Raw genomic sequence first — 16,689 nt, 5'->3', positions numbered from 1 at the left:
AAACTTATTAAATTCACCCTGTTGGTGGATAGGATGAATGGGTGAATATTCCGGAAGAGAACTTCGCCCGTTCGCCCGAGCCCACGCTGGGTGTTGAGTGGGAAGTTGCCCTCGTTGACCCAGTGACCTGGGATCTTGTGCCGCGCGGCGCCGAGCTTATCGACGTTGTCCGCGCCTCCCACCCCTCCGTGCACCTGGAAAAGGAATTCCTCCAAAACACGGTGGAGCTGGTGACTGGGGTGTGCCGGACGGTGCCGGAGGCGATGGGGGACCTTCGGGCGTCGCTCAGCGCAGTGCGTGAGGCGGCCGATTCCATGGACGTGCGCCTGTGGGCCTCGGGCGGGCACCCTTTTACGGACTTCCGGAAGAACCCCGTCTCCGCCAAGGAGAGCTATTCCGAAATCATCAACCGCACCCAGTACTGGGGCCAGCAGATGCTGCTGTGGGGCACGCACGTGCACGTCGGCATCAGCCACGAGGAACGCGTGTGGCCCATCATCAACGCGCTGATGACGAAGTACCCCCACCTTCTGGCCATCTCCGCGTGCTCGCCAGGGTGGGAGGGGCTCGATACTGGCTATGCCTCCAACCGCACGATGCTCTACCAACAGCTGCCCACCGCGGGCATGCCCTACCAGTTTGAGAACTGGGAGCAGTGGCAGGCCTACATGCGGGACCAGGCTATTTCGGGGGTCATCAACCACACAGGTTCGATGCACTTCGATGTTCGCCCGGCCTCCAAGTGGGGCACGGTGGAGGTTCGCATTTCCGACGCCGCCTCCAACCTTCGCGAGCTCTCCGCCATCGTGGCGCTGACACACTGCTTGGTGGTGCACTATGACCGCATGATCGACGCGGGCGAGAAGCTGCCGACCCTCCAGCCCTGGCACGTGGCGGAAAATAAGTGGCGCGGCGCGCGCTATGGCATGGACGCGCTGGTCATCACCTCGCGCGAGACCGATGAGCGTTGGATCAAGGATGAGCTGGCGGATCTCTTGGTGGAGCTGGCCCCGTTGTCCGAAGAGCTGGGCTGTGCCCGGGAGCTGCAGCTGGTGCAGGAAATCATCGATTCCGGGGCGGGCTACGAGCGCCAGCGCCGCCTGTACGAGGAGACCGGCAGCTGGCAGAAGGTGGTCAAGGCCACCGCGGATGAGATGGAGCAGCTGCTGCCGCTCTAGCCTGAGTACCGAACGATCAATTATGGCCCGGAAACTGATGGTTTTCCGGGCCTTAATTGATCGAAACGTCGTTTGGGGAAGCTGTCTCGCCTCGACGAGGACGTTTCGATCAAATAGTGCGCCAAAACATGCGGGTTTTGCCCCCTTATTTGATCGAACCGACCCCTAGCTCTCCGCCACCGCGTTCTTGCGCGGCGCGACGAATCCCCACACCGCGTAGACGGCGATGAAGGCAACGCAGGACAGCGTCCACAGCGAGGTCGCCCACGGCTGGAAGGACTCGATCGCATCGAGGTTGGCCGTGGACATGGTGAACCACACCGGCACCGACATAAACGGCAGCGACACCACGAACAGTGCCGCCACGGAGGCGAGGCCGGCGAGCTGCTCGCCGAACTTTCCGGACAGGCGCGCGCTGAGTGCCTGGTTGACGGATACGAAGACCATGACCACGAAGGGGATAGTCCACACGAAGTGGTGGTACCACGAGAAGGGGGAGACCAAGCAGGTGCTCAGGCCCGTCAACGCGAAAGCCGCCGAGCGGTTGCCACGCAGGTATGCGGTACGCAGCGCCAGGCAGGTAAGCGCAAAGACCACGATGACCGCCAGCAGCCACCAGATGCCGCCGTCGATGCCGAGCTCGCGGAACATAAGCGAGCGCAGCGACTTCGCCCCCGGGTTGGCATGCTCGCCCACGCGGGAAGAATTGAACATGGCATCTGTCCAAAAAACCATCGCATCAGGCACGAAGAGGAAACCGAGCACGACGGTCACCAGGAAGGTAATGACCGCCCCCGCGGCGGCCCACCAGCGCTTCTCAAAGAGCAAAGCCAACCCCATATAAGCCGGGGTCAGCTTGATTCCCGCGGCCAAGCCAATACCCACGCCCGGCAGGCGGCGCTTAATCGGCAGGAAATCTAGGGCCACGAGCAGCATCAAGAATACGTTGACCTGCCCGTAGTAGAGCGAGCCGTGCATCGCCTCATTCGCCGGGGTCAGGGCGGTGAGCAGCACCGCTACCAGGACGGCCGCCGGGGTCACCTTCATGCCCCGCTCACGGAAGATCATGATGATGATCGCCAACACCGCCAGGAACATGAGCGAGGGCCACATAAAGGTCAGCGCACCCTTGCTGAAGAAGGGCAAAACCTTAAACAGCAACCCCGCAAAGGGCGGGTACGTGAAGGGGAACTCGAAGATATAGGGGGCGTCGTAAAGCAGGCCGCCCGCGTTGAGGTCTTCGCCCGCCATGCGGTAGATGGAGAGGTCGAAGGGGAGGATATTGATGAAGGCATGGGGCCCATCGAACTGGCTGAACTTGTACACCATCACAGCGATGCACAGCGCGAGGACAGCGCATATCGTTGGTACGCCTTGCAGCTTCTTCACGTCGACTCTCCTCGGATGACCACCAATTATTGCCTTTTGCAGCCTATATTAATTCGCCCTCATTTCCTGGGAGAAGGCGCCCGTGTCCCTACTTTCGGCGCATGGAGCGCGCGGCAGGGGCCTCATTGCGCAGCATTGACTCCGGCGGGCCGTACAGGCCCTCACGGCGGGCGATACGCGTGGTTCTTTGTGCGGTCACCGGGCTGGTGATCATGGCGAAAAGGACAAGCAGCACCAGGATGCCCAAGTCGCCGCGCTCAGCCACGCTGAAGCTCTCCGAGCCCGTCACCTTGATGATTGCGCCCACAATGGTGAAGATGAGCCCGGTGGTTTGGGGTTTGGCTATGGCGTGCACGCGCGCCATCGTGTCCTTAAAACGTGCCACTCCAATCGCGGCCGCCAAGGTGAGTATCGAGCCAAGGAGGATGAGGATGATGGAGAGGATATCGGCAACTACTGCGTAACTCATGAGTCCCTCTTCCTAAAGCGAGTAACGGAGACCGTCGAGATGAACCCGAGGAGCGCCACCACCAACATCGCGTTGGAGACCGTCGTGTCCAGCGTCCAACAGATGTAGGTGGCCAGGGCGCATTGGAACATGGCCACGAGCCCGTCCATGGCGATGAGCCGGTCAAGCGAGTTGGGCCCGATGACGATGCGCCACGTGGTGATGAGGAAGGCCACCACGAGGAAGCCCGCGGCCACGGTGAGCAGGATGTTATACACGTCAGTATCCATCAGGGGTGGCTCCTTTCGAAGATGGCAATCATATCGGCCTCCAGCTTGCGCACCGCCGCGATCTCACGCTCTAGGTGAGCTTCAGAATCGGCGTCGAGCAGATGGATGGTGAGCATGCGGTTCGCAATGTCGATATCGGACACGGTGCCGCCCGGCTGCAGGTTGTACAGGCTGACCGCCAGCGCCAGAACGAACTCATTCTCCAAGCGCATCGGGAGCCTGACGATCGCCGTCTTGGGCACCTCCTGCGGGCGCACCGCCAGCCAGCCCACTTTGATAGAAGCTTCCATCAGCTCCACAAACCACTGCACCATAAAGATGAAAAGTTTGCCCCAGCTCACCGAAATCCCCGCCACGGGCATCGCCGGCAGCGGCAGCGCGAAGACGATAAACAGGCTGGCTATCAGCCCGCCCACCAGGTTCGCCACGGTGACTTCACCCATGAGCATGCACCACATGACGATGATCCACACCATGAACCACGGGCGGAAACGGTGCTTAATTCCGGAGAATCTCATCGGGACACCTCCTCTTCTTCCTTATCCACGGAGGTGGGCAATGTGGGCGTGGCGCTTGGCGACGTCCTCGTTGTCGGCGCCACCGGCTCCGGATCCGGGAGGGGCTCGCTGCGGTTCTTCCGCGAATCGGCGCCCTCCTCGTAGCGTTCGGCGGGGTCCAAGTGCCGCGTTGGGTCCTCGGCGGAATCTCCCAGTACCGCGTAGCGGTAAATGGAGTCATCCTGCGCGGACGTCGCCGCGCGGGTGGTGACACCGGAGATCGGGCCGGCGAGGAAGGTCATCGATACCGAGGCGATGACGAGCAGGGACGTGGAGGCCAGCATGCCGAAGGGCACGCGACCGACATCGGCGCGCTCCTCCAATTCGACGTACTCGGTGACCTCCCCGAGCGGGGAGGGCCGCGCCATGGCGAGGTTGCCTTCGGGGGCATCCCTGCGGTCACGCAGGAAGCCCTTGGTCCACACGAGGATCATGACGTAAAGGGTCAGCAGTGAGGTGACCACCGCGCCGCCGATGAGCACCCACGACATCCAGGAACCCTCGTTCGCGCCGGCCTGGATCAGCATGATCTTGCCCAGGAAGCCGGAGAAGGGCGGGATGCCGCCCAAGTTCATGGCCGGGATGAAGTACAAAATGGCGATGAGCGGTGCGGAATAAATCAGCGAGCCCAAGCGCCGCAGCGAGGATGTGCCGGCTTGGCGCTCGATAAGTCCTACAACCAGGAAAAGCGCGGTCTGCACCAGAATGTGGTGTACGGCGTAGAAGATGGCGCCCGACAAACCCTGCGCGGTACCGAGGGCAACGCCGAAGACCATGTAGCCGATGTGGCTGACCAGGGTGAAGGACAGCAAGCGCTTGATATCCGATTGCGCGATGGCGCCCAAGATACCCACGAGCATCGTGGCCAGTGCGACCCACATGAGCAGGCCGTCGAGCCCGCCGCCGGTGAAGATGGAGGTACGCGCGCGGATGATGGCGTAGACGCCGACCTTGGTGAGCAGGCCCGCGAAGACCGCGGTGACGAGCGAAGGCGCGGTGGGGTAGGAGTCCGGCAACCAGGCATCGAGAGGGAAGATGGCCGCCTTGATGCCGAAGGCGATGAGCAACACGGAGAAGACCGCGGAGCGGGTACCGGCCGGGATGTCCTCCATCCGGAGGCCGATCTGGGCCATGTTCATCGTGCCCACCGCGGCGTAGACATAGGCCAAGGCCAGCACGAAGATGAGCGAGGAGGCCATGGAGACCATGACATAGCCCACGCCCGCCCGCACACGCGCGGGCGATGCGCCGAGGGTCAGCAGCACGTAGGAAGACACGAGGAAGATCTCGAAGCCCACGTAGAGGTTGAACAGGTCACCGGCCAGGAAGGACACGTTCACGCCCATGGTCAGCAACATGTAATTAGGCAGGAACACCGCCACCGGTTCGTCCTTGGTGCCATCGCGCACGCCCTGCGAGATGGCGTACCACATGACGGAGAACAGGACGACGGAGGAGGTAAAGAGCATGACCGTGGACAAACGGTCCGCCACGAGCGTGATGCCCACCGGGGCGTCCCAGCCGCCCACCTGGAGGGTCTGGATGCCGGTGGTATCCGCGATGAAGATCAGTGCGGCGTTGACCGCGGCCAGCGTGAGGAGGGAGAAGAAGGCGATGCGGCGCTGCGCATGAGCATTGCGCGCAAAGAGCATCGCCAACGCGGCCGCCAGTGCGGGGATGATGATCGGAAGGGGAATCAGGAAGCTGACGTAGGGCAGCAGCAGGTCCACCAGGGGTGAGATAGTTTCACTCATCGGTGGCCTCCTTCACGGGAGCCTCGAAGAACTCGGGGCCAAACTTATCGCCTTCCTTGGTGTTACGGCCGGTGGTCGGATCATTGGAGGCATCGTGGTCGGGGGCGGCCGAGGCATTGCCCGGGCGCGAGGCAATCGCCGCGATGGCGGTGTCCTCGGTGTCATCCTCAATCACGTCCGCGGTGCGGTAGCGGTATTGGCGGTAGGCCAACGTGAGGATGAAGCCGGTCAGCGCCATTGAAATGACGATCGCGGTGAGGATCATCGCCTGGGCCAGCGGATCGGCGATTTCTTCGCCATAGGGCAGGGAGGTCCGGCCGTCGATAGGCGGCGAGCCCGCCTTGCCGCCGGCCATGAGCACGAAGAGGTTCGCGCCATTGCCCAGCAACAAGATGCCGAGCAGCATCTTGGTCATCGCGCGGTCCAGCAATAAGTAGACCCCGGCGCCGCAGAGCACGCCCGCAGCGAGCAGGAGCATGAGGTTGGCATCCATTAGGCGTGTCCTTTCTCTGCGGTGGCAGCTTTCTCTCTTTCTTTCGTGCGGCGTGCCAAGGAGCGGGCGCGGTCGCGGGCGCGTTGCTTACGCATCTCTTCTTCCTCATCGAGCTTGGCGCCCAAGGAGGACAGGACGTAGAGCGTGAGGCCGACGACGATGAGGTAGACACCGGCGTCGAAAATCAGCGCCGAAGGCAGGGACACATCACCGATAAGTGGCACGCCGACCTTCGTGTACCCGGTGGTCAGCGGCGGGTAGCCCAAGAGCATCGGGGTGATGACTGCGCTGAGGGAGAGCAGCAGGCCGACCGCCATGGTGCGGCCGCCGTCGAGAGGCAGCGCCTCATCGAGCTCCGCGCGCCCGCCGGCCAGGTAGCGCAGAATCAGCGCCAAGGCCGCCACGAGGCCGCCGGCAAAACCGCCGCCGGGGGCGTTGTGGCCGCCGAAGAAGAAGTAGAGGGAGAGCACCATCATCGAGGGGAAGAGGATGCGGGTGCTCACGTCCACCATGAGCGAGCGGTTGAGCGCCTTCTCCGATTCCACACCCGCGGCCAGCCAGCGGCGGCCGGTGACCTGCAAAGTCGGGCGGCGGGAGGAGCGGGTGAAGCTCTGCGTGCGGTAGATCAGTGAGGCGATTCCCGTCGCCGCGATGATGAGCACCGTGATTTCGCCGAAGGTATCCCACGCGCGCAGGTCCACGAGCAAGACGTTGACCGTGTTGGCGCCGTGGCCGATCTCCTTGGCCAATTCCGGCATGTACTGCGAGATGGGTTCCTCGCGCCGGGCGTTGATGGCGAACATGCCCACCACGGTGACGGCCAGGCCCACGCCCACCGCCAGCCACGCGCGCAGGCGGCCGGATTTGGGGTCCTGCTTCCACTCGGTATTCGCCGGCATGCGGCGCAGCACCAGCATGAAGAGCACCATGATGATGGTCTCCACGAGGAGCTGCGTCAGCGCCAAGTCCGGGGCACCGTGAAGCGCGAAGATGAAGGACAAGGCGTAGCCGGTCACGCCCACCAGGATGACGCCGGAGAGGCGGTTATTCAGCACCGTGGCGGCGACAGCGGCGATGATGATGATCGCCGCGGCGATAGCCTGCCAGGGGTTCTCAGCAACGATCATGTGCACGTTGGTGATATCGCCGTTGATGAGCATGACGATGGGCAGCACCATGAGCGTGGCAAAGATGACCGTGAGGTTGAACTGCAGCGAACCGCGCTGCGTGGAGGCGGTGATGCGCAGAGAGAGTTGGCGCAGGGTGTTGATGACGGCGTCGTAGGAGTCGTCGGCCGAGCCCAAGGCCGGGTAGGTGAACTGGGCCTTCGTGAGTGTCTGGCGCTGCCAGTGCAAGAGAGAACCGGCCACGATGATGAGCACGGAGAGCAGCAACGGGATGGTGAAGCCATGCCACAGCGCTAGTTCGGAGGTCTGCTCCGCCCCAAATGTGTTGTCTAGGTGCTGCGTGATGCCGTGGGACAAAGGCAGCGGCAGCAGACCAAAGAAGATGGTCAGCAGAGTCAGCGCCGTCGGAGGAACCCAGAGGAAGGGGCCGATGTGGTGCATATTCGCTACTGCCTCAGAGGGCTCCTCCTGCCCCTTCGAGGAGAACGCACCCCATAGGAAGCGCAGCGCATAGGCCATGGTCAGCGCGGAGCCGACGACGACGGTTACGAGCAGCATGTTGCGTGGCATGCCGACCAAGAGCTCCTCGTGCATGATCGCCTCGAGCGTGGCCTCCTTGGACACAAAGCCCAGCAGCGGCGGGATACCGGCCATCGACATCGCGGGGAGGATGGCCAGGATGTACAGCGCGGGTTTCTTCTTGCCCAGGCCTGCCAGCTTGTCGATGTCCCTCGTGCCCGCCGAGTGGTCAATGGCGCCGACGATCATGAAGAGCGCTGCTTTGAAGAGGGAGTGCGCAAAGGTCAGCGCCAGGCCTGCCTGCATGGCCTCGCGGGAGCCGATGGCGATGATGGCGGTGATAAAACCCAGCTGCGAGACGGTACCGTAGGCCAGAACCAGCTTCAGGTCGCGCTGCTTGAGCGCCATCCAACCGCCGAGCAGCATGGTGAACGCACCCAAGGGGATGACCACGAGATGCCAGGTGGGGATGTCATGTACCGAAGGCGCTAGGCGTGCGACGAGGTAGATGCCGGCCTTCACCATCGCCGCGGAGTGTAGGTAGGCAGAGACCGGGGTCGGCGCGGCCATGGCCCCGGGCAGCCAAAAGTGCGCGGGGGCGATGGCGGACTTGGAGAGCGCACCGCAGAGAATCAGCACGATGGCCACAGTGAGGAAGGGCGTGTTGGCCAGGTCCTCGGTGGCGGCGATATCGCTGAAGGACCACGCACCGGTCTGGCGGCCGAGGAGGGTAATGCCCACGAGCATGGCCAGGCCGCCGAGGACGGTGACCATGAGTGCCTGCTGCGCTGATCGCCGGGATGAGGCGCGCTCGCCGTAATAGCTCACCAGGAGGAAGGAGAGCAGGGAGGTGATTTCCCAGAAGACGTAGAGCAGCAGGAAATTATCGGAAATGACCAGGCCATACATGGCCGTGGCAAAGCCCACCATCTGGCTACCGAAGAGGGCAAGGCGGCGCCGGGAGTGGTCGAAATAACCCCAGCAATACAGCAAGACCAGCGCGCCCACACCCAAAATGATGAGGCTGAACAGCGCGGAAAGCGCGTCCATGCGCAGGTTAATCGTTAGGTGCGCGGCGGGCATCCAGTCGAGGTCATACGCCAGCTGGTTGCCGTCGCGCAGCGTTCCAGTGGTGAGCTGTTGGAGCACCCAAAAGAAGCCCACCGCGGGCACGACGGCAAGGAGGCCGAAGGCGCGGCGGCCGAGATAGAAAAGGAGGAATGGAGCGACGATGGTAGTAAGTACCAAGGCGCTGAAGAGAGTGAGCACGAGGTTGCGGTGGCGTCCTTTCCTTGTCGGGGACTGGGCAAACCCCACCGCAGCGGCGGGCGTTCACTAGTGCTCACGATACAGTCTGAAATCCCAATTTTCACATTTTCGTTTCATACAGTTATATCTGTGTCTCCTGTTGGCGTTCCGCCACGTCGCCACCAACGCATCCAGGAGTAAGCGAGCCTGCGCCCGGCGGATGGCTCTGCCGGGCGGGATAGTGCCGCTTAAGCGAAACGCTGGAGGAAGAGAGCCTCAGCGATCGCAATGTTCTCAATCTCAGTCGGGTCGACCGACTCGTTAGCGGAGTGGATGGTGCACTGCGGCTCCTCGACACCAAAGAGCGCAATCTCCGCGTTCGGGTGCTTCTCCTGCAGCTCCACGGTCAGCGGGATGGAGCCGCCCATGCCCTGGGTGATGGTCTCGGAACCGTAGGCCTCGCCCAGGCACTCACCGAGCAGGGCGACGGCGGGCTTGGACGGATCGGTTTCGAAGCCCAGGTTGGCCTCGAGGATGGTGACCTCGATGTGCGCGCCCCACGGAATGTGCTTCTTCAGGTGCTCGGCCACTGCTTCCGCGGTGGAGCGGGGGTCCATGGTGGCGGGGGTGCGCAGGTTGATGTTGGCTTCGGCGGTAGCGGGCACGGCGTTGACCGCCTCGGAGACCGGGGTGGAGGTAAAGCCGGTCACGGTCACGGCGGGGCGGGCCCAGATCATGTCAGCGATGGCGGTGGCGCCTTCCGGATCCTTCGCGCCCATGATTTCGGTGCCCTCGAGCATTTGGGCGTCGGCGCGGAAGTCCTCCTCGCGGTAGGCGGTGTCCTGCCCCTCGGCCAGCGGCCAGGTGCCCTCACAATCGACGCCGTCGATAGTCGTGCGGCCGTACTCATCCGTCAGGGAATCCAGTGCACGCATGAGGGCCTTGACGGCGTCGGGAGCCGCGCCGCCGAACTGTCCGGAGTGCACTGCCGAGTTGAGGGTGGAGACCTTGACGTTGATCTGGGAGCCGCCGCGCAGGGAGGTGGTCAAAGTCGGCACGCCTGCCTTGGCGTTGCCGGCGTCGGCGATGAGGATGGCGTCGGCGGCGAAGAGCTCCGGGCGCTCCTCGATGAGCGCGGACAGGCCCTCGCCGCCGCGTTCCTCAGAGCCCTCGATGAGCACGGTGAGGTTGAGATCGGTTCCACCCTGAGCGTCGAGCGCGCGCAGCGCGGCGAGGTGCATGGCCACGTTGCCCTTGCAGTCCGCGGCGCCGCGGCCGTACCAGCGGCCCTCGCGCTCAGTCAGGGTGAAAGGATCGGAGTCCCACGCGTCGGGGTTTCCGGCAGGAACCACGTCGTAGTGCGAGTACAGCAGCACCGTCTTCGCGCCCTCCTTGCCGGGGCGCTTGGCGACGATCGCCGTGGAACCATCAGTGGTGGTGATGGCTTCGGGGGTGAAGTTGGCGTCGACAAGCGCGGCCTGAACCCACTCGGCAGCCTTCGCGGGCTGGTCCTCGAGGCCCGGCTCGTTGTGGACAGAATTGAAGGAGACGAGCTCCTTGAGTTGCTGGAAAATGGTATCGCGGTCGTTGCTGACAAACTCAGAAATGTTGCTCATGCCCTCCAACCTACTCGCATCCTCGAATCGGCCTGCCGAGCGTTAGGTAGTAATATATTCATGGTTCTAGTCCAAATTCTTTTAGAAAGGACCTGACATGGCGACTACCACCGCCGAAGGTTCCCAGTCCACGGTCCGCGAGCTTACGCTCCGGGGCATCATCATTGGTGGGCTCATCACTCTCATTTTTACCGCCGCCAACGTGTATCTGGGCCTCAAAGTGGGTCTGACGTTTGCCACGTCCATTCCCGCTGCCGTGATTTCTATGGCGGTGCTGCGCCGCTTCGCCGGGCACAACGTCAAAGAGAACAACATTGTGCAAACCATCGCGTCGGCAGCCGGCACTTTGTCCGCCATCATCTTCGTGCTCCCCGGCCTGGTCATGGTGGGCTACTGGCAGGGCTTCTCCTTCGTCGATACCGCCGCTGTCTGCGCCATCGGTGGTGTGCTCGGCGTGATGTACTCCATCCCGCTGCGCCGTGCGCTGGTGACGGGCTCCGATCTGCCCTACCCGGAGGGCGTGGCCGCGGCCGAGGTTCTCAAGGTGGGCGATAGCTCTGGTGAGGACGGTGAGGCCGCGCACGAGGAAAACGCGAAGGGCCTGCGCGTCATCGTCTTCGGTGGCATCCTTTCCGCCGTCATGGCTTTGCTTGCCGCGATGAAGGCTGCAGCCTCTGAGGTGGCCACCTATTTCAAGCTGGGCTCGGGTGCGACGACGCTCGGCACCTCCCTGTCCCTGGCGTTGGTCGGTGTTGGCCACCTCGTGGGCTTGGCGGTGGGTATCGCCATGCTCGTCGGCGTGGTCATTTCCTACCTCATCCTGCTGCCCATCCTCACCGGTGGGGAGTCACTGAGTGACCCGGCCACGATCATGGACACCGTCGACACGGTCTTCTCCGACAGGATCCGCTTCATCGGCGTGGGCACCATGGCCATCGCCGCCATTTGGACGCTGATTAAGATTTCCGGTCCGATTGTCAAGGGCATGGCTGAGTCCTTCGCGTCCTCCCGCAACCGCAAGGACGGCCACCAGGTGGCGGTGGAGGAGCGCGATATTCCGGCACCGTATGTCGTTGGTACCATCCTTCTTCTCATGGTCCCGATTGGACTGCTGCTGTGGAACTTCGTGCGCGGCACCGATATTCATGACCACATGGCCGTCCTCATCACGGTCTCCGTACTCTTTACCTTGCTTGTGGGCCTCGTTATCGCGTCGGTGTGTGGCTACATGGCTGGTCTCATTGGTGCGTCCAACTCGCCGATCTCATCTATCGGCATCATCGCGGTTATCGCCGCTGCATTGCTGATTGCCGCCGTGACGCGCGGTACGGAGGCGGAGCCGCTCTCGCTGGTGGCCTACACGCTGTTTACCGCGGCCATCGTCTTCGGTATCGCGACCATTTCCAATGACAACTTGCAGGACCTCAAGACCGGTCAGCTGGTTGGCGCGACGCCGTGGAAGCAGCAGGTAGCGCTCATCATCGGTGTCCTCTTCGGCTCCATGGTGATTCCACCGATTCTGCAGGTCATGCTCACCGGCTTTGGCTTTCAGGGCATGGAGGGTGCCGGTGAGGACGCACTGGCTGCACCGCAGGCCGCGTTGATGTCCTCGGTGGCCTCCGGTATTTTTGATAACTCGCTGCCGTGGGACCTCATCGGCCTGGGCGCGGCGATCGGCGCCGTCATCATCATCGTCGACGAGTGCCTGCGCCACTTCACCGACAAATACTCCCTGTCCCCGCTGGCGGTGGGCATGGGCATGTACCTGCCGGCGGCCATCACGATTGTGGTTCCGATTGGCGCCATCTTGGGCTACTTCTACAACCGCTGGGCGGTACGCCAGTCCAAGCCGGACTTTGCTAAGCGCATGGGCACGCTGCTGGCCACCGGCCTTATCGTCGGCGAGTCCCTCTTCGGCGTGGTCAACGCTGGCATTATCGCGGCGTCGGGCGGCGAGTCCCCGCTGGAGATCTTCGAGGGCGGAACCGCTGCCAAGATCGTCGGCGTCATCCTCTTCGTCGGCGGCATTGCTGCGGCGTACAAGTGGACGGCGAAGAAGGCCGAGGCTTAAGCGGAGCTAGGGTTTTGGTTTAGCGGACGGTTCGATCTAGCGGGCGGTGCGAAAGCACCGCCCGTTCGCTTATAGCGTTCGTGTTGAACCTTGCAGTCGCTAGGTCTGAGTGCCAGAATGGTCGCTAGCACTTCCACATGGCAAGTGCCAGAAATAAACAGAGTCATCTATGTGGTTGGGGCTGGAGAACACTCGCCAGCCGTGCCGTCGCGGGCGTCCGTCATAGATCAGACGTGAGTGTCGTCCTCAACAAAGCTTAAGGAGCACAAACACATGGCAAAGATCATTGCCTTCGATGAAGAGGCACGTCGCGGCCTCGAGCGTGGTCTCAACACGCTTGCCGACGCCGTCAAGGTCACCCTCGGCCCCAAGGGCCGCAACGTCGTCCTAGAGAAGTCCTGGGGCGCCCCGACCATTACTAACGACGGTGTTTCCATCGCGCGCGAGATCGAACTCGAGGACCCGTACGAGAAGATCGGCGCAGAGCTGGTCAAGGAAGTAGCCAAGAAGACCGATGACGTCGCCGGTGACGGCACCACCACCGCTACCGTTCTGGCACAGGCGCTTGTCCGCGAGGGCCTGCGCAACGTAGCCGCTGGTTCCAACCCGCTGGGCATCAAGCGCGGCATCGAGGCCGCTACCAAGAAGGTTGTTGACTCCCTGCTCTCCTCTGCGAAGGAAGTAGAGACGCAGGAAGAGATTGCTACCACCGCAGGTATCTCCGCTGCTGACCCGGCCATCGGCGAGAAGATCGCTGAGGCTATGTACACCGTGGGCAACGGCTCCGTGAACAAGGACTCCGTCATCACCGTTGAGGAGTCCAACACCTTCGGCGTTGACTTGGAAGTCACCGAAGGCATGCGCTTCGACAAGGGCTACATCTCTGGCTACTTCGCTACCGACATGGAGCGCCAGGAGGCTGTCCTCGAGGACCCGTACATCCTGCTGGTTTCCTCCAAGATTTCCAACATCAAGGACCTCGTCCCGCTGCTGGAGAAGGTCATGCAGACCGGCAAGCCGCTGCTGATTATCGCTGAAGATGTTGAGGGCGAGGCCCTGTCCACCCTCGTGGTCAACAAGATCCGCGGCACCTTCAAGTCTGTTGCTGTGAAGGCTCCGGGCTTCGGTGACCGCCGCAAGGCCACCCTGCAGGACATGGCTATCCTCACCGGAGGCCAGGTCATTTCCGAGGAGGTCGGCCTCTCCCTGGAGACCACCGAGCTCGAGTACCTCGGCCAGGCCCGCAAGGTTGTCGTGACCAAGGATGAGACCACCATCGTTCAGGGTGCTGGTTCCCAGGAGCAGATCGACGGCCGCATCAAGCAGATCCGCGCCGAGATTGAGAACTCCGACTCCGATTACGACCGTGAGAAGCTGCAGGAGCGCCTAGCCAAGCTGGCCGGCGGCGTGGCAGTCCTCAAGGTTGGTGCCGCTACCGAGGTTGAGCTCAAGGAGCGCAAGCACCGCATCGAGGATGCCGTGCGTAACGCTAAGGCTGCTGTTGAGGAGGGCATCGTCGCCGGTGGCGGCGTGGCTCTGCTGCAGGCAGCCGAGGTTCTGGATTCCCTTTCCGACCTCACTGGTGATGAGGCAACCGGTGTCAAGATCGTCCGCGAGGCGCTGTCTGCTCCGCTGAAGCAGATTGCTCAGAACGCTGGTCTGGAGCCGGGCGTTGTCGCTGACAAGGTCGCCTCCCTGCCGGCTGGCCAGGGCCTCAACGCCGCATCTGGCGAGTATGTGGACTTGATGGCCGCGGGCATCAATGACCCAGTTAAGGTCACTCGTTCCGCGCTGCAGAACGCTGCGTCCATCGCGGCTCTGTTCCTGACCACCGAGGCGGTTGTGGCTGATAAGCCGGAACCGGCTGGTGCAGGCGCTGGTATGCCGGATGCTGACGCAATGGGCGGTATGGGCTTCTAGTCCGCTCCTTCCCGGGCTGAGGCGTCTTGCGGCCTCAGCTCCTAGCAAAACAGATGCTCCCCACGACTGACCGTGGGGAGCTTTCTTCGTCTTGAGACCCTTTTGTATCCTATTGCTCCCCCGGATAGGGGTAATACGCGATGTTGCCGCGAGAAAAATGTGGCGAAATTACTCCGTAAATCGGGCCTATGAATCGCAATTTTAGGGGCTCGCGTTACGTTTCGACGAAGATTTTTTGAGGCAGGACACCCGCCGCCGTTCATTTACGCAGATAGGCGCATTGTTGCTGGCTAGGTTAACAAATGGTGAATAAATAACCTGAAAAGTGAATCTGATTTTCGAAGCGCTGTGCTCGAAAAGTCACCCACGAATCCACTTGCAATGTTTCAGTGGTGTGCCAAAATAGTTTCGTGTGACGCCCGCTGAGGGTGTCTGCAAACTGCAAACCCCTCCGGGCAATTTCTCTACCCGGACTTCACAAGAGGAGACCATAATGGATCTTTCTTTCATCGGTGACCAGCTCGGTAACTTCGCTGACTTCGCTGACGGCATCAAGAAGCTCTTCGGCGGCTTCGCTAGCGTCTTTGACCTCATCTCCGGCGCTGCCACCACGGAAAACTACCCGGTTAAGCCGGATACCTCCGTTCTCGAGGGCCTGTCCTCCAAGAAGTAAACTAGCTTCCCTTTAGGGCAGCACTAAACACACACTTTCAATCCCAAGGAGATTTCAAATGGGTACCCTTTCTTCCACCGGCATCATCGGCCTCCTGCTCAACATTTTCTACGGTCTGGGCACCATGGCTGACGGCGCTTCCAAGCTGATCGGCCTGCTCTAAAAAGCACGCTGCTCACGCAGAACTAAGCGTTAACCCCGCTGACCCCCTTGTGGGCAGCGGGGTTTCTCATTTCCAGAATCCGCCCGCCCAGCCTGGCTGAAGCGGTGGCGTGGTACGGAACGATCATTTAAGCCCCCAGATCGTCGAATTCTGAGGGAACTATTTGTTAGAAACGTACATCCTGGGCGGCTGCTGCCACCTGTCGGGCATTACGGGGGTAAATTGAGCGGCCTCGAGTCGTTTTATCGAGCCAGATGCCTGCTTCCTAGATAGAATTAATGGTATGGCTGACATTAAAGACGACGAACTCCCCGAGATCGACCTTGCGCAGACCGACGGCTACGTCGTCGATGACTCCGATGAGGACGATCCCTCGCTCATCATGCCGGATGGCTCACCGGTTGAAACCTGGCGCGAGAACTACCCGTACGAGGAGCGCATGACGCGTGACGAGTACGAGTCCATCAAGCGCTCCCTGCAGATTGAGCTGCTGAAGTGGCAGAACTGGACCAAGGAAACCGGCCAGCGCCACATCATTCTCTTCGAAGGCCGCGATGCCGCTGGTAAGGGCGGCACCATCAAGCGCTTCAACGAGCACCTCAACCCGCGTGGCGCCCGCACCGTGGCACTTGAGAAGCCCTCCCCGCGCGAGTCCACCTCGTGGTACTTCCAGCGCTACATCGAACACTTCCCGTGTGGCGGCGAAATCGTCTTCTTCGACCGCTCCTGGTACAACCGCTCCGGCGTGGAGCGCGTCATGGGCTTTTGCACGGAGTCCCAGCACGCAGAGTTTCTGCGTGAGGTTCCGATGCTGGAGAACATGATTCTCGGCTCTGGTATTTCGCTGACCAAGCTGTGGTTCTCCGTGACCCGCAAGGAGCAGCGCACTCGCTTCGCCATCCGCCAGATTGACCCGGTCCGCCAGTGGAAGCTGTCACCCATGGACCTGGCCTCCCTGGATAAGTGGGACGACTACACCCGCGCGAAGGAAGAGCAGTTCCGCTACACGGATACTGAAGAGTCGCCGTGGATCACCATTAAGTCCAACGATAAGAAGCGCGCCCGCATCAACGCTATGCGCTACGTGCTCTCGAAGTTTGAATACACCAACAAGGACCATGAGGTCGTTGGCCAGGTAGATGACAAGATTGTGAAGCGCGGACGCGACCAGATCGGTGACTAGTCACGGCACCCCGACCGCTCATTAGCGAGTCAGGCATAAAAAGGAGGCAGCAGGTAAACC

The 16,689-nt window shown here is 62.0% G+C and carries 13 protein-coding genes; 5 read left to right on the top strand and 8 right to left on the bottom strand.

The features are described from left to right. Positions 1-41: 41 nt before the first annotated feature. Positions 42-1,178 (top strand): glutamate--cysteine ligase, encoded by a 1,137-nt coding sequence (locus ACUY3D_RS09690; protein ID WP_070564163.1) that lies wholly within the window; start codon positions 42-44, stop codon positions 1,176-1,178. 165 nt (positions 1,179-1,343) lie between these two features. Here the strand turns inward: ACUY3D_RS09690 and ACUY3D_RS09685 are convergent, their stop codons facing one another. From ACUY3D_RS09685 to ACUY3D_RS09650, 8 genes are all read right to left on the bottom strand, one after another. Then, the gene (locus ACUY3D_RS09685; RefSeq protein ID WP_448240994.1) at positions 1,344-2,567 is read right to left on the bottom strand and encodes a glycosyltransferase 87 family protein; all 1,224 of its coding nucleotides are present in this window, start codon (positions 2,565-2,567) and stop codon (positions 1,344-1,346) included. An 88-nt stretch (positions 2,568-2,655) separates the two neighbouring features. Further along, positions 2,656-3,036, bottom strand: coding sequence for a monovalent cation/H(+) antiporter subunit G (locus ACUY3D_RS09680; protein WP_070685789.1), 381 nt, complete (start codon positions 3,034-3,036; stop codon positions 2,656-2,658). Continuing rightward, positions 3,033-3,305, bottom strand: a complete 273-nt coding sequence (locus ACUY3D_RS09675; RefSeq protein WP_010188770.1) for a monovalent cation/H+ antiporter complex subunit F — start codon at positions 3,303-3,305, stop codon at positions 3,033-3,035. Before ACUY3D_RS09675 ends, ACUY3D_RS09680 begins: the two co-directional genes overlap by 4 nt. Beyond that, entirely contained in the window at positions 3,305-3,823 is a 519-nt protein-coding gene (locus tag ACUY3D_RS09670; RefSeq protein ID WP_070685787.1) for a Na+/H+ antiporter subunit E, read from the bottom strand. The genes ACUY3D_RS09675 and ACUY3D_RS09670 overlap by 1 nt, the downstream gene beginning before the upstream one ends. Next, positions 3,820-5,616, bottom strand: a complete 1,797-nt coding sequence (locus ACUY3D_RS09665; protein ID WP_448240991.1) for a Na+/H+ antiporter subunit D — start codon at positions 5,614-5,616, stop codon at positions 3,820-3,822. Before ACUY3D_RS09665 ends, ACUY3D_RS09670 begins: the two co-directional genes overlap by 4 nt. After that, a complete protein-coding gene (locus ACUY3D_RS09660; protein ID WP_070562420.1) occupies positions 5,609-6,109 on the bottom strand; it encodes a Na(+)/H(+) antiporter subunit C in 501 nt (166 codons plus the stop codon). The genes ACUY3D_RS09665 and ACUY3D_RS09660 overlap by 8 nt, the downstream gene beginning before the upstream one ends. Next, positions 6,109-9,024 (bottom strand): Na+/H+ antiporter subunit A, encoded by a 2,916-nt coding sequence (locus ACUY3D_RS09655; RefSeq protein ID WP_448240990.1) that lies wholly within the window; start codon positions 9,022-9,024, stop codon positions 6,109-6,111. The genes ACUY3D_RS09660 and ACUY3D_RS09655 overlap by 1 nt, the downstream gene beginning before the upstream one ends. 227 nt (positions 9,025-9,251) lie before the next feature. Next, positions 9,252-10,619: a dipeptidase gene (locus ACUY3D_RS09650; protein WP_448240988.1), complete on the bottom strand. Its 1,368-nt coding sequence runs from the start codon at positions 10,617-10,619 to the stop codon at positions 9,252-9,254. A gap of 97 nt (positions 10,620-10,716) precedes the next feature. Here ACUY3D_RS09650 and ACUY3D_RS09645 point away from each other — a divergent pair, with 97 nt between their 5' ends. The 4 genes from ACUY3D_RS09645 (at position 10,717) to ppk2 (ending at position 16,629) form a co-directional block, all read left to right on the top strand. Then, on the top strand, positions 10,717-12,690 hold the full coding sequence (locus ACUY3D_RS09645; protein ID WP_448240987.1) for an OPT family oligopeptide transporter: 1,974 nt from the start codon (positions 10,717-10,719) through the stop codon (positions 12,688-12,690). A 273-nt stretch (positions 12,691-12,963) separates the two neighbouring features. Next, positions 12,964-14,610 carry a chaperonin GroEL gene (gene groL / locus ACUY3D_RS09640; RefSeq protein ID WP_448240986.1) on the top strand — a complete coding sequence of 549 codons (1,647 nt, stop codon included), beginning with the start codon at positions 12,964-12,966 and terminating at the stop codon, positions 14,608-14,610. A gap of 493 nt (positions 14,611-15,103) precedes the next feature. Next, entirely contained in the window at positions 15,104-15,283 is a 180-nt protein-coding gene (locus ACUY3D_RS09635) for a PorH family porin (protein ID WP_070532208.1), read from the top strand. A gap of 446 nt (positions 15,284-15,729) precedes the next feature. Further along, positions 15,730-16,629 (top strand): polyphosphate kinase 2, encoded by a 900-nt coding sequence (gene ppk2 / locus ACUY3D_RS09630; protein ID WP_070522677.1) that lies wholly within the window; start codon positions 15,730-15,732, stop codon positions 16,627-16,629. The last annotated feature ends 60 nt before the right edge of the window (positions 16,630-16,689 follow it).

It is taken from the genome of Corynebacterium guaraldiae (assembly GCF_053480195.1).
Note: the sequence above shows the minus strand (reverse complement) of the source record. Positions and strands in the feature narration are given on the sequence as shown.